Below are 12,460 nucleotides of genomic sequence, written 5' to 3' on the forward strand. Positions count from 1 at the left end.
CTTCAAAAAGCTTTTAATTTTAAGAGATCAAATTATGCGAAAGGCAGAAACTGTTCAACCCGGCGGGTTAGCGGGCAGCCCGTTCGCGCCGCCAGCCGAGGAATTCCTCCAGAATTATGAGACCTGCACCGATTGTAATGAAGGTGTCGGCGAGGTTGAAAACTGCAAATGACCAGGTTGGCAGGTGAAACAGAATATAATCCACGACGTAACCGTGCATCACGCGGTCGATAAGATTGCCGATGGCGCCGCCGACGACAAGTGCAAAACCGTAACGTGCGAAGATGCGGTCCGGCGCGTTGGTCCACCACAGATAAAGTACGAACAAGATAACTGCTGCGGTGATTGCGACCAGTCCCCAATCATGCAGCCATGCCAGCATGGAAAAGGCGATGCCCTCATTGTGCGTACGAAACAAGGCAAGGAACGGTAGCAGGTCGATCTGCTGGCCGTAGCCCATCCGTGTTTCCACCAGGTGTTTGACGCCCTGATCGATCAGTATGGTGAGGACAACGACGAACAGTGAGGACCAGACTGCGTGTCGCTTCATCCGGAAACCCTTTCATCGAGCGTGAGTGCGTCGCGACGAATTTCGTAGAGCATGACGCCGGTGGCAATTGCAAGATTGAGGGAATCTGCACGGCCTGCCTGCGGAATGCGTGCGAGCTTGTCGCAAGTATCGGCCAGACTGTCCGGCAGGCCCTGCTGTTCGTTGCCCATCATCAGCACGACCGGCTTGTTGGCATAGGGAATGGTGCGATAGTCGACCGCACCTTTCAGATGGGTGCCGACGACAAGGCCGGAAATGCCCTTGCGCCAGTTGAGGAAGTCGGCTTCCGTCACTTTATAGAGCGGCATGGAAAAGACCGAGCCCATCGTGGCGCGCACGGTTTCCAGCGAATAGGGGTCGGTGGTGTCGCCGATCAAAATGATGCCCTTGGCGCCGACCGCATCGGCGGTACGGATGACAGTGCCCAGATTGCCGGGATCGCGCACGCGGTCGAGCGCGATATAAACATCGTTGTTCTTCGGCTTGAGGTTTGCGAGCGGGCGATATTGCTGTTCGAAAACACCAACCACCATTTGCGGGTTGTCGCGGCGGGTAATAGCAGCCATGATCTTTTCGGTCACTTCCAGCACCAAACCGCCCTTGGCGAAGGTGCGGGCGGCAACCTGCTCGACCATCTTGTTGCCCTTGCCGGACTTGGCGAAGACCAGCGTCTTGATGCGCCAGTCCTGTTCCAGCGCGTCGATGACAAGCTTCAGCCCTTCGGCCAGAAAAACGCCCTGCTGGTCGCGGAATTTTTTCAGCGCCAGCGAGCGGAGATCTTTCACGATAGGGTTGGTGAGGCTGGTGACTTCCTTCACCTGACCTACCTTGGAATATTCGGCACGAGAGCCGCCTTTGGAAAAATCGTCGTCACGGCTCATTTTGCTACCCAGCGGCTGAACATGGATGTGGAAAGCGCGCGTCCTCCCGACTGATCGGCGGAACGTTCGCGCAGAATAAGTTCGCCCGATTCGACCGTACCACCAAGACCGGTGAAACGGTCGCGCATCAGTTCGTGAATGGCGAAGAAGGATGCGCGGATCGAATAGGCAGTCAGGATGACGGCGAGCGGTTTTGGCGTCAGGATGGACCGGCATGTATCGACCATTGCGGGCAGATGCTCGAACAACTGCCAAACCTCGCCGCTCGGCCCGCGCCCATAGGCAGGCGGATCAAGCAGGATGATGTCATAGAAACTGCCGCGCCGTTCCTCACGCTGAACGAATTTCATCGCGTCTTCACAGATCCATCGGATTGGCTTGTCCGAAAGCCCGGCCATTTCCTGATTTTCACGCGCCCAGAGAATGGCCTTCTTGGAGGCATCCACATGGGTCACTTCCGCACCTGCACGTGCCGCTACCAGCGAGGCGACGCCCGTATAGCCGAAAAGATTGAGCACCTTAACGCTGCGTCCGGACTTTACCCCATCTCGGATAAGCCCATCCATATAGGACCAATGCGCGGCCTGCTCTGGGAACACGCCAACATGGCGGAACGAGGTGAAACGGCCATGAAAGGAAATGCCATCGTGCTGCATTGGCCATGTTTCGCCGAGCGGCACTTTCGGAAAGGCCCAGCGTCCCATGCCTTCCTCGTCGGTGTTGCCGGTGAAGACGGCATCGGCCTGGTCCCATTCCTTCTGCGGCAGGCTCGGCAACCAGATTGCCTGACCTTCCGGGCGGACGATCCGATAGGGACCATATTGCTCGAGCTTCAACCCGTTGCCGCTGTCGAGAAGCGCATAATCGGGCGAGGGTTCCGTTTCGAGGATGAGTGGCAGTTGTTCTCCCGGGCGTGCACCGGCATAAGGCTTGATTTCGCGAAGCGGAGTAGCGGGCTTGTCGTCTACGGGCTTGGGTGCGGCCTTGGCGAATTGGGGGCGCGGCTTTTTGAAAGACGAGCCTTTATTGTCAGACTTGCCATCAGATCGGCCTTCAAATTTGCTTTCTGAACGCGGCGCATCATGTCTTGCGCGCTCGAAACCACGGTCCTGTTTGCCGCCCGACGGCTTTTTGCCTTTTCCCTTTGGCGCTTTCACCCGAAACTCCAATCATCATGATTGGGGTCTAGGTAGGATAAACAGGGCCGGTGTGAAAGGGGAAAACGACGTTCAATCGCGCTTCGACCATGAAAACCCGGAAGTTTTGCCTCCGGGTTTGAGAATAGCAGGTGTTTCAGGAGTTCACGACCGGCATATTGCGCTTTTCGGCGGCGGTGCTCCGTTCAAGCAGGCGCGCAGCTTCCTGCTTGTACATGCGCTCCTTGCGGCGGTGCTTGCCTTGTGTGAGCCACGTCACCAGTGAGCCGATGACAACGCCGAGAAGAAGCGCGCCGAACAGCCACAGAAACAGAGGCGCATTATAGGACAGAGCGGGATTGCCCGGATTGAACGGATCGATCGTAAACTGCACCGATGCGCGATTGGCAACCGACAACGCAATCAGAGCCACTGCAAGCGGCACGAGAACGATGATGGCGATGATGCGTTTTGCCGCCATGATGTCTATCAGACTGCGCCGTTGAGACGGTCGCGCAGTTCCTTGCCGGTCTTGAAGAAGGGAACCCACTTTTCTTCCACGTCCACCGTTTCGCCGGTGCGCGGATTGCGACCGCTGCGAGCAGGGCGGTTCTTCACCGAAAAGGCGCCGAAGCCGCGCAGCTCAACACGATTGCCTTCGGCAAGGGCGTTTGTGATCTCGTCGAATACCGCGCCCACGATGTTTTCGACATCGCGCTGAAAGAGATGCGGATTACGGCTGGCGATAATCTGAACGAGTTCCGATTTGATCACGGCTTTAAACCCCTGTTCTTCTGTTTGTTTCATCCGGTATCTACCGGATATTGTGTAAGTTTACCTAGCTGGCGTCAATTCGCTTCAGGCGTACCGTCAACGTGCCAAACCGAGAGAAGTCCGTCAAGAAAGATGCGTTCCTTGGCGATCTGCTTCAACATGCCGTCTGCTTCCTGCGGCACGCCAAGAAGGCGTGCACCGGCATGAATGATAAGATCGCGCAGCGAGAAACCCGTTTCACTGCTGACCGGCTTCCATTCCAGACGCGGCAAATCTTTGGAAAGCCCCTTGCTCGCAAGCCAGGCGACCGCTTCCTCTTCACCGCCCAATCCGTCGATCAATTTTTTATCGAGTGCCTGTCGCCCTGTAAAAACTGCGCCATTGGCGAGGGCCAGCGCCTGTTCATGTGTGAACGAACGGCGTTTTTCGACAATGTCCACGAACCACGCATAGGAATCCATGATCATATTGCGGATCATGCCCTTGGCTTCTTCGCTGGCCGGGCTGAAATAATTGGGTTCCGCCTTGAGTGGCGAGGATTTGATGGTTTCGACCTTCACACCGATCGTATCGAGAAGCTTTGAAACATCTGGATACTGGAACAGGACACCAATCGAGCCGACGATGGATGTCTGTCGTGCCACGATGTGGTCCGAAGCGCTGGCAATCATGTAACCGGCGGAAGCTGCAAGGGTTCCTACCTGCGTGACGACCGGCTTTTTCTCGGCAATCTTGCGCACGGCTTCGAAAATCGCTTCGCCGCCCACCGTCGTTCCACCGGGCGAATCGAGAACCAGAATCACGCCTTTGACGGCGTCATCCTTGGCGATCTTGTCGAGACGCTTCAGCAATTCCTCATTCTCGAAGATGGTGCCTTCGATACGAACCTTGGCAATGTGCGGCTGGTTGAAGTTGGTGCCGCGCATGGACCATGAAGCGAAGACGGCAATCAAGGCGGCGATCAGAAGCAGGAAGGCCCCACGCCAGATCGTCAGCTTTCTGCGCAATTTCCGGCGTTCGATAATTGCTTCGGCGTCTTGAGCCATTCCCGTCCATCCGTTCGTTCAAATCGCGCGGCTTGCGCTCGACAGTTCACCTTGTGCCCCGAATGAGGGCACGCGGCAAGTATCTTCGAAAAATAGGTCTGGTTAGAGATAGTGCCTGAAATACATATTGTAATGAAGCTGTCCGAGATTCTTATGTTCGTTGCCGGATCAGCTCTGGCGGTTGCATTACGCACAGCTGTAATTTGACCGAGTTTTGTGGTATCAAAGAGTTGAATAGCATCCTGCTTAATTCGGTGGGGTGTCAATTGGGCTGAATTATCAAAGGCATAGGCCGTTCCTGCTTGCTGTTTGCGAGGCGGGTGCGGTGTTTTGCGCGGTATAAAGCTATTGAGCGACCGACTATTTCACCCCAAATAAACCTTATTGAAATGAAAAAGCGCGACACACACGCGCTGATTATCGAGTTTTACGAAAGCCGTTGAGGAATTGAACGCCACATGACCGCCGACACCACAGATAGCCATGCGCCGCAGAACGCGACTGCTCAAGGTCGCGGCACGGGTGGCATGCGTTTTGGTGCGTCGGAGAAGGCCGAGACGCTTTTTCATGCTGCACAGCGCCATTCGATCCGCGTTCGCGTTCTGAAGACAGCCCTTCCTGTCGCCGCAATCATCGTGGGAGCGGTATTCTCTTGGTATACGTTTCTTGCGACGCCGAACGCGCCCGTTAAGGTCGAAGTGAACAATGGCGGCGAAAGCGGAAAGCTTGTCATGACGAGCCCGCACCTGAATGGTTATACCAAGGATAACCGCCCCTATTCGATGACCGCTTCCAAGGCGACGCAGGATGCAAAGAACAGCGGTGCGATTTCGCTTGAAGGCATTTCCGCGGAGCTGCCGGTTGGTGACAAGGGCACGGCCAAGGTCGAGGCAACGTCCGGTGTTTACGACAATGCCAATGGGCGTTTGCAACTTGATAAGGACTTTACTGTTACGACAGACGACGGTTTACGTGCGGTGCTGCGCTCTGCGGACGTAAATCTCAAGAGCGGGCAGATCACCACTGATAAGCCCGTGGATATCCGCAGCGGCAGCACGCACATTCTGGCCGACAGCATGCAGGTCAAGGACAACGGCAAGGTTCTGATTTTCGAGAACAAGGTTCGAATGACTGTTGACGGCAGCGTTGTTTCGCCCAACAAGGCTCCCTGAAAAGGGAGCCTGATTTGAGGATAGGGGAAGCGTTCGGACCGATTCATATCTGTGCGACGCGGTTGAGTACATTCTGAAACCGGTCCTCGGATCGAAATGTGCTCGAAAACAGATTGTTAGAGCGTGATTCTGATGCAATCGGAATGGTACAGGCTCTAAGCCGCTTTTTTGATCGCATTTTGCGATGCTGAATGTTCCCATTTGGCCGCAAAGTGCTTAATGTTGCGTCTGACCGCATGTCGACCCAGGGATGGTCGAATGCTTCGGGGAGCTGAAATTATATGGAACGCGAGACGGGCAAGATGAACAAGGGTACGATGGCCCGCACTTTGCGGATGGGATTTGCAGTTCTGGCGCTCGGCATTGTCGCGGCTCCGACAGTTTCACTGGCGCAGGAAGGCGCAGCCGTGAACGGCCTGAAGCTTTCCAACAGCAAGGCGCCCGTCAAGATCGACGCTGACAAGCTGGAAATGCGCGACAAGGAAGGCATTGCCATATTCACCGGTAATGTTGCCGTTTCGCAGGGCGACGCCCTGCTGAAGGCAGGCCAGATGACAGTCTATTACAACAAGGCCAAGAAAGACGGCGAAGCACCGGCCCCGGAACCGACAAGTGCTGGCGTGGGCGGCCTCGATTCATCGAGCATCGATCACATCGACATTTCGGGGAAAGTCTATCTCAAGTCCGGGACGCAGGTCGCAACTGGTGATACCGGGCGTTATGATGCGAAAAACCAGGTTATGGTTCTTCAGGGGCAGAAAGTGGTTCTGACCGATGGCGACAATGTCGTGACCGGTTGCAAGCTGACGGCGCATCTCGATACGGGCCGCGCCAATGTCGAAAGCTGCAAGGGCCAGACCAAGGGTCGCGTATCGATTATCATGGCCCCGAAAGATCAACAGCAGGGCGGTGCTGCGCCCAAGCAGAACTGACCGGAGCAGGCGTGGGATTGTTCTGGAACAAGAAGGCCGACGGGCCGCAAGGCGCATCGCAAAATGTGAACGCACCATCCGATGTCGCGGGCGCTATGCCCGGCCAGCCGGGTAAGTCGACGCGTCTCAAAGGGACGCTGGTGGCACGCGGTCTCTGCAAGAGCTATCGCGGCCGGCAGGTCGTCAATGGCGTGTCGTTCGGTGTGCGTGCTGGCGAAGCTGTCGGTATTCTGGGGCCGAACGGCGCAGGCAAGACCACTTGCTTCTATATGGTGACAGGCCTCGTTCCGGCTGATGCCGGTTCCATCGAGATCGACGGTTTCGACGTCACGTCTATGCCGATGTATCGCCGTTCCCGTCTTGGCATCGGCTATCTGCCGCAGGAAGCATCCATTTTCCGTGGCCTTTCGGTGGAAAACAACATCAAGGCTGTGCTGGAAGTTGTGGAGAAAGATCGCTCCAAACGCGCTTCCGAGCTGGATGCGTTGTTGGAAGAATTTCACATCGCTCATCTGCGCAAAGCGCCTGCCATTTCGCTGTCCGGCGGCGAGCGCCGTCGTCTCGAAATTGCGCGTGCGCTGGCATCGCGCCCAAACTTCATGCTGCTCGATGAGCCTTTTGCTGGTGTCGATCCGATTGCCGTTTCGGATATCCAGCAACTCGTTCGTCATCTGACAAGCCGCGGCATCGGTGTTCTGATTACCGACCATAATGTGCGTGAGACGCTCGGGCTTATCGACCGCGCCTACATCATTCACGCCGGTCAGGTGCTGACACATGGTCGTCCTGCCGAAATCGTCGCCAATCCCGACGTACGCCGGCTTTATCTCGGCGACCAATTCACACTTTGATATTCGGCATTTTCATATCATCTCAGGCTCCTATGGAAATGCCTTCATTCTGATCAGCCATCGGTTTGAGCCTGTTATGTTCTGTACAAAGTTACAGAAAGTGCCGCTGAACCGCGACTATTTCCCCTTTTGTCCCCAAACCGCACATTCTGAATTGACAAGCAAGGTTCATACCAGTTTTCATTCAAATACGCTTTCAGCCTGAAACGGCTGCGAGCGCACGGCTTATTCCTCTGTATGGGCTCAGGTCCCATGTCGATGAGTGCCGTCTGAAGGCCAGATTGCTGTCAAGAATATCTCGCGCGTTGACCATGTGTTCCGCGGTTATTGACAGGGTTTAACGGGGGAGAATAACGCGTCGCATGGCTCTGTCGCCCAAGCTCGATTTCCGTCAATCGCAATCGCTGGTGATGACCCCCCAGCTGATGCAGTCGATCAAGCTGCTGCAGATGACGCATATGGAGCTGGAGCAATTTCTCGACATTGAAATCGAAAAAAATCCGCTGCTGGATCGAATTGAGGCAGCGAATGATGATTTTTCGGGCGCTGAATCAGCACGAGACGGCGCTGAAACCGGCGGAGAGGATGCGGCGTCGGATGACTTGTCGGATGGCGACTGGTTCAAAACAGGCGCTTCGGATAATGCCGAAAATCTCTCATCCACCTTTGACAGTTCACTTGAAAATATCTTTCCGGATGATCCGGGTCGCTTCGACGAGATCGGTCCCGATCTTGCCGCGCAATGGAAATCGTCCGTCGGTGACGGATATGTTTCAGGTGGCAGTTACGACATCGATCAGGTTACGGCCAGCCGGATTTCATTGAGCGAGCACGTGGCGGAACAGATCACGCTGACTTTTTCCAAAGCGGCAGACCGGTTCATTGCGACGGCGCTCGCCGATGCACTGGACGAGAGCGGCTATCTGCGTGTCGATATTGTCGGTCTGGCCCAGAATCTTGGCGTGGAAACCGTCGAGATCGAGCGCGTTCTTGGAATGATGCAAGGCTTTGATCCGGCAGGACTTTTTGCCCGTGATCTGCGGGAGTGTCTGGCGATACAGCTGCGTCTAAAGGATCGGTTCGATCCAGCTATGGAGGCGTTGATCGACAATCTCGATCTTCTTGCACGGCGGGATTTTGCGACGCTCAAGAAGCTGTGCGGTGTCGATCAGGCCGATATCCTCGATATGCTGACCGAAATCCGCATGCTCGATCCGAAGCCGGGTGCTTTGTTCGAAATCTCCGTGGCCGATGCCATCGTGCCGGACGCACTGGTTACACCGTCGCGTGACGGTGGCTGGACTATTGAACTCAACGCAGCCGCAATGCCACGTCTTATCGTCAACAATGAATATTATGCAGAGGTGAGCACCTCGGTCAAAGCCGAAGAAAAAGCATTTCTCTCGGATTGCATGCAGACCGCGAACTGGCTCGTACGCAGTCTCGACCAGCGCGCGCGCACCATTCTCAAGGTAACGCAGGAAATCGTCCGGCAGCAGGACGGCTTTCTGCGCCACGGCGTGACCCAATTGAAGCCGCTCAACCTGCGCACGGTTGCCGACGCGGTCGGTATGCATGAATCGACCATCAGCCGCGTGACGGCGAACAAATTCATGGCCACGCCGCGTGGCGTGTTTGAACTGCGCTATTTCTTTACGGCCTCCATTGCCTCATCCGAAGGCGGCGACGCTCATTCGTCGGAGAGCGTGCGCCATCGTATTCGGCAGATGATCGACGCCGAAAAGCCCGATGACGTGCTGTCCGATGATGCCATCGTGGATGCTCTGAAGAAGGACGGTGTGGATATCGCGCGAAGAACGGTCGCAAAATATCGGGAATCGATGAATATTGCTTCATCGGTTCAGCGCAGGCGTGAAAAGAAGGCAAGATTGTCAGCTTCCTGACTGCGTAGAGCATTTTGCATTCAGGTGGTATCACCTGACGTTGCATAAATGCGGTAATACAAACAGATGGAGCGGAAGCGCGAACGAATGTGAGCGCATTTCGCTCTAGCCAAAATGGTTCCACAGATTGCGCTGAGAAGGGACCGTTTTAAATTATCGATTGTACCTCTAGGGCCTTATTCCCGTATTCGAATAGGGGAGAATGCTTTAAAATTTTGGATCTGTAGCGCTGCTCTTTCAGAAAAATTCGATCTCGATTTGTGGAAAGATCAGCATTGCAAGAGGACCAACTGGCAGGAGGACCAATTGACAAGCGCCATTTCACCCAATAGAAGCCCGGCTCGCGTTGCGGCACGTGTCTGGACGCCCTCATTTCCAGGGCTTCCTGATAAGTCGTCAGCGTGAATTGGCGAGATGTCAGCAGAAGCACTTGTGTTTCTACGATCGAAAATACGCCAAATCAGAATTGAAGCATGTCTCCTCAAAGTAGAACCGGTTTGGGGATGAAGACATGGGTTGGACGTTTCCGCCGAATGCGTTTTGCAGACAACGTCCGATAATATCGCTGTAATTTCTGGAAGAAATTGCGGTTGTCCATATGTTTGAAGGAAGGGCAATGTGGCGTTCCGGGAAAATCGGGCCGGGAAAACCGGGCCGGAAAAATCCGGGCAACGGACCAGCTACTGGGGCGTTACTTAAAAGAGCAATGTGCGGCAACCATCCCGTAAAGGGGCTATTGATTGGAGCAGTCACGACTTCGACGGCTTTTCGGAAGGTGTTTCAACGCCTCATCGGAAAGCGCGCCTGGCAAGCGTGCATGCACCATGAATTTAGTTGGAAAACGCACAGGACGAAAAGCATCTTTGATGCTGGTTCGCTTTGCGCTTCGCTCGCCTTGTGATTAGACTGAGTCCTGTGGTGTAACGCAAATGAGGTGTGCCAAATGACTCTGCGTGTATCTGGAAAGCATATGGACGTCGGTGAAGCTTTCACAACCCGGATCATTGATCGGGTGAATGAAGCAGTCGGCAAATATTTCGATCATGGCTTTTCCGGACAGGTTACGGTCACCAAGTCCGGTTCGCGTTACAGTGCGGATTGCACCTTGCACCTCGATAGTGGTGCAACTCTGCAAAGCACTGGCGACGCGCAGGATCCGCAGCTGGCTTTTGAAGCGGCCGCGGACAAGATCGAAACCCGCCTTCGCCGCTATAAGCGTCGTCTGAAATCGCGCCCGGCTACGCAGCCAGATGCGATCTATGATGACGTTGCATATCGTGTTATGGCACCGCTGTCGGAGGAAGAGGAGGATCTTCCGGCGGATTACGCGCCGACAATTGTTGCGGAATCGTCCGTCGCCCTGCGCACCATGTCGGTGGCGTCGGCGGTCGTGGAACTGGATCTGATCGAGAACCCGGTTCTGGTATTCCGCAATGCCGGCAATGATGAAGTTAACATCGTCTACCGTCGCGCGGACGGCAATATCGGCTGGGTCGATCCATCGATGGTCACCCGCCAGGCCGCGCCACGCGCCTGACGGCAAACCTGAAGCGCACGCAGCAGATCGCGATTAGGCGGCCGCGTGCGCTTCCCAAAACCGGGCCGCAAAGGCCTGATTGAAGAAGGAACGGAGAGAATGGATCTTAGTGATCTGATTCAGCCTGGGGCGATTATCCCGGCGCTGAAAGCCAGCTCCAAAAAACAGCTTTTGCAGATTCTGTCTGAAAAGGCTGCGGAACTGACCGGTCTCCCTGAGCGTGAAGTTTTCGAAACAATTCTCCAGCGTGAGCGCCTCGGCTCTACCGGGGTGGGCAATGGCGTTGCCATTCCGCACGGCAAGCTGGCGAACATCAACAAAATAGCCGGAATCTTCGCTCGTCTGGAAACCCCGGTCGATTTCGAGGCGCTGGACGATCAACCCGTCGATCTTGTTTTTCTGCTTCTCGCGCCGGAGAACGCCGGCGCGGATCACCTGAAGGCACTCTCGCGTATCGCCCGTATGCTGCGCGATGCCGATACGGTTGCCAAATTGCGCGGCACACATGACGCGCAGGCGCTCTATTCATTCCTGACAGCTCAGCCTGCTTCCAACGCCGCCTGAGTTCAAATAGTTTCTCGTAGACAAAACCGCCGTTCGGCTTGAACGGCGGTTTTGTTTGTTTGCTCGCAGAAACGAATTGGCAGGGAAGGAAAAAACAGTCCGAGCAGAAGCATATTTCTTCTGCCTCAAGACGACTTGCGGCATTTGTATACGCCACGATCTTCCGTACTGATTTCATACGGAAGCGCGATACCGGCGATGGCCGGTATCGCGTCTATCCTTAGTGCAGCATTACCGTGCGCAGTTCATGGTCTTGCGCGCCTTGTAGCGCGGTGGCGCGGACATCGGAGAGCACGATTGGCTCGCCGCTGGCGCCAAAAAGCGCCCAGAGTTCAAGGCCCGGCTCTATCGGTGGGAGGGCAGGGAAGCTGCGGGCAAGGTCATCTGAACGGATCTTGCGCACATAGGCAACTTCACCTTCGCCGAGATGGGCGAATTCATTTTCGGTGAATATATGTCTGTTCATGGTCTTAGCCTCCATTTCGTCGGCATGTCATTTGCGACCATGCCGCATCAGAGCTTCACATTCTCAATATAGCGGTATTGTGCTGAACAAAAACTGAACAAGCTCAGTCTTTCACCGCTATGCTGATTCGTTTAACCAGCCGTTCGGGTTCGGGGCGGTCGAGATCGATGGCCAAAAGGCCGTTTTTCAGGTCGCAACCGAGAACCCGCATACCGTCTGCCAGGACGAAAACGCGCTGGAACTGTCGGGCAGCGATGCCACGATGCAGAAATTCCCGTTCGGTATCGTCGGTCTGGCGTCCGCGGATGACGAGCTGATTGTCTTCCGTCATGACTTCGAGGTCTTCGCTGGCAAAACCGGCCACCGCCAAAGTGATGCGCAGACGTTCGGAACCCGTCTCGCCGCGCAGGCGTTCAATATTGTAGGGCGGATAACCGTCGCCGGATTTTGCGATCCGTTCCAGCGTTTTTTCCATCGTGTCGAATCCGAGCAGCAAAGGGCTCGAAAACGGTGTCATTCTTGTCATTGCATCAGTCCTTGATGAGAAGCGACCGTTATGAAGAGAACCCTTACGGCGTGTCTCCTCGCTAACTGATATGGCTTGTGAAAAGCCTGACTTCAAGGGCCAATCCGGATTCCTTCGTTTC

General features: G+C 55.3%; 14 protein-coding genes. 6 read left to right on the forward strand and 8 right to left on the reverse strand.

The genetic code is table 11. The annotated features are described in order from the left end of the window. Positions 1 to 67: 67 nt before the first annotated feature. The 6 genes from lspA to sppA all read right to left on the reverse strand — a co-directional run bounded on the left by lspA (position 68) and on the right by sppA (position 4,387). Entirely contained in the window at positions 68 to 550 is a 483-nt protein-coding gene (gene lspA / locus ABDF71_RS02350) for a signal peptidase II (RefSeq protein WP_010657996.1), read from the reverse strand. Continuing rightward, positions 547 to 1,431 carry a TrmH family RNA methyltransferase gene (locus ABDF71_RS02355; protein WP_094514682.1) on the reverse strand — a complete coding sequence of 295 codons (885 nt, stop codon included), beginning with the start codon at positions 1,429 to 1,431 and terminating at the stop codon, positions 547 to 549. The genes lspA and ABDF71_RS02355 overlap by 4 nt, the downstream gene beginning before the upstream one ends. Next, entirely contained in the window at positions 1,428 to 2,588 is a 1,161-nt protein-coding gene (locus ABDF71_RS02360; RefSeq protein WP_029925929.1) for an RsmD family RNA methyltransferase, read from the reverse strand. The genes ABDF71_RS02355 and ABDF71_RS02360 overlap by 4 nt, the downstream gene beginning before the upstream one ends. 136 nt (positions 2,589 to 2,724) lie before the next feature. Beyond that, positions 2,725 to 3,048 (reverse strand): lipopolysaccharide assembly protein LapA domain-containing protein, encoded by a 324-nt coding sequence (locus tag ABDF71_RS02365; RefSeq protein ID WP_010657999.1) that lies wholly within the window; start codon positions 3,046 to 3,048, stop codon positions 2,725 to 2,727. Between the two features lie 8 nt (positions 3,049 to 3,056). Continuing rightward, positions 3,057 to 3,341, reverse strand: a complete 285-nt coding sequence (locus ABDF71_RS02370; RefSeq protein WP_004687882.1) for an integration host factor subunit beta — start codon at positions 3,339 to 3,341, stop codon at positions 3,057 to 3,059. A 74-nt stretch (positions 3,342 to 3,415) separates the two neighbouring features. After that, positions 3,416 to 4,387, reverse strand: coding sequence for a signal peptide peptidase SppA (gene sppA / locus ABDF71_RS02375; RefSeq protein ID WP_010658000.1), 972 nt, complete (start codon positions 4,385 to 4,387; stop codon positions 3,416 to 3,418). Between the two features lie 458 nt (positions 4,388 to 4,845). Here sppA and lptC point away from each other — a divergent pair, with 458 nt between their 5' ends. The 6 genes from lptC (at position 4,846) to ptsN (ending at position 11,347) form a co-directional block, all read left to right on the forward strand. Next, the gene (gene lptC, locus ABDF71_RS02380) at positions 4,846 to 5,559 is read left to right on the forward strand and encodes an LPS export ABC transporter periplasmic protein LptC (RefSeq protein ID WP_011982369.1); all 714 of its coding nucleotides are present in this window, start codon (positions 4,846 to 4,848) and stop codon (positions 5,557 to 5,559) included. Positions 5,560 to 5,840: 281 nt separating this feature from the next. Beyond that, positions 5,841 to 6,491, forward strand: a complete 651-nt coding sequence (locus ABDF71_RS02385) for an LptA/OstA family protein (protein WP_011982370.1) — start codon at positions 5,841 to 5,843, stop codon at positions 6,489 to 6,491. An 11-nt stretch (positions 6,492 to 6,502) separates the two neighbouring features. After that, the gene (gene lptB, locus ABDF71_RS02390) at positions 6,503 to 7,342 is read left to right on the forward strand and encodes an LPS export ABC transporter ATP-binding protein (protein WP_151614925.1); all 840 of its coding nucleotides are present in this window, start codon (positions 6,503 to 6,505) and stop codon (positions 7,340 to 7,342) included. A gap of 362 nt (positions 7,343 to 7,704) precedes the next feature. After that, complete coding sequence (gene rpoN / locus ABDF71_RS02395; RefSeq protein ID WP_500060957.1) at positions 7,705 to 9,246, forward strand: RNA polymerase factor sigma-54; 1,542 nt, start codon at positions 7,705 to 7,707, stop codon at positions 9,244 to 9,246. Positions 9,247 to 10,189: 943 nt separating this feature from the next. Beyond that, complete coding sequence (hpf, locus tag ABDF71_RS02400) at positions 10,190 to 10,783, forward strand: ribosome hibernation-promoting factor, HPF/YfiA family (RefSeq protein ID WP_010658005.1); 594 nt, start codon at positions 10,190 to 10,192, stop codon at positions 10,781 to 10,783. Positions 10,784 to 10,882: 99 nt separating this feature from the next. Beyond that, positions 10,883 to 11,347, forward strand: coding sequence for a PTS IIA-like nitrogen regulatory protein PtsN (ptsN, locus tag ABDF71_RS02405; RefSeq protein ID WP_006465889.1), 465 nt, complete (start codon positions 10,883 to 10,885; stop codon positions 11,345 to 11,347). Positions 11,348 to 11,567: 220 nt separating this feature from the next. On the opposite strand, the gene ABDF71_RS02410 is transcribed toward ptsN, so the two are convergent. Together ABDF71_RS02410 and ABDF71_RS02415 are read right to left on the reverse strand one after the other, a co-directional pair. Next, a complete protein-coding gene (locus ABDF71_RS02410; protein WP_010658006.1) occupies positions 11,568 to 11,813 on the reverse strand; it encodes a BQ00720 family protein in 246 nt (81 codons plus the stop codon). Between the two features lie 103 nt (positions 11,814 to 11,916). Further along, on the reverse strand, positions 11,917 to 12,339 hold the full coding sequence (locus ABDF71_RS02415; protein ID WP_010658007.1) for an Hsp20 family protein: 423 nt from the start codon (positions 12,337 to 12,339) through the stop codon (positions 11,917 to 11,919). Positions 12,340 to 12,460: the final 121 nt, after the last annotated feature.

It is taken from the genome of Ochrobactrum sp. WV_118_8 (assembly GCF_039631535.1).
In the GTDB taxonomy this organism is placed as follows: Bacteria; Pseudomonadota; Alphaproteobacteria; order Rhizobiales; family Rhizobiaceae; genus Brucella; species Brucella anthropi.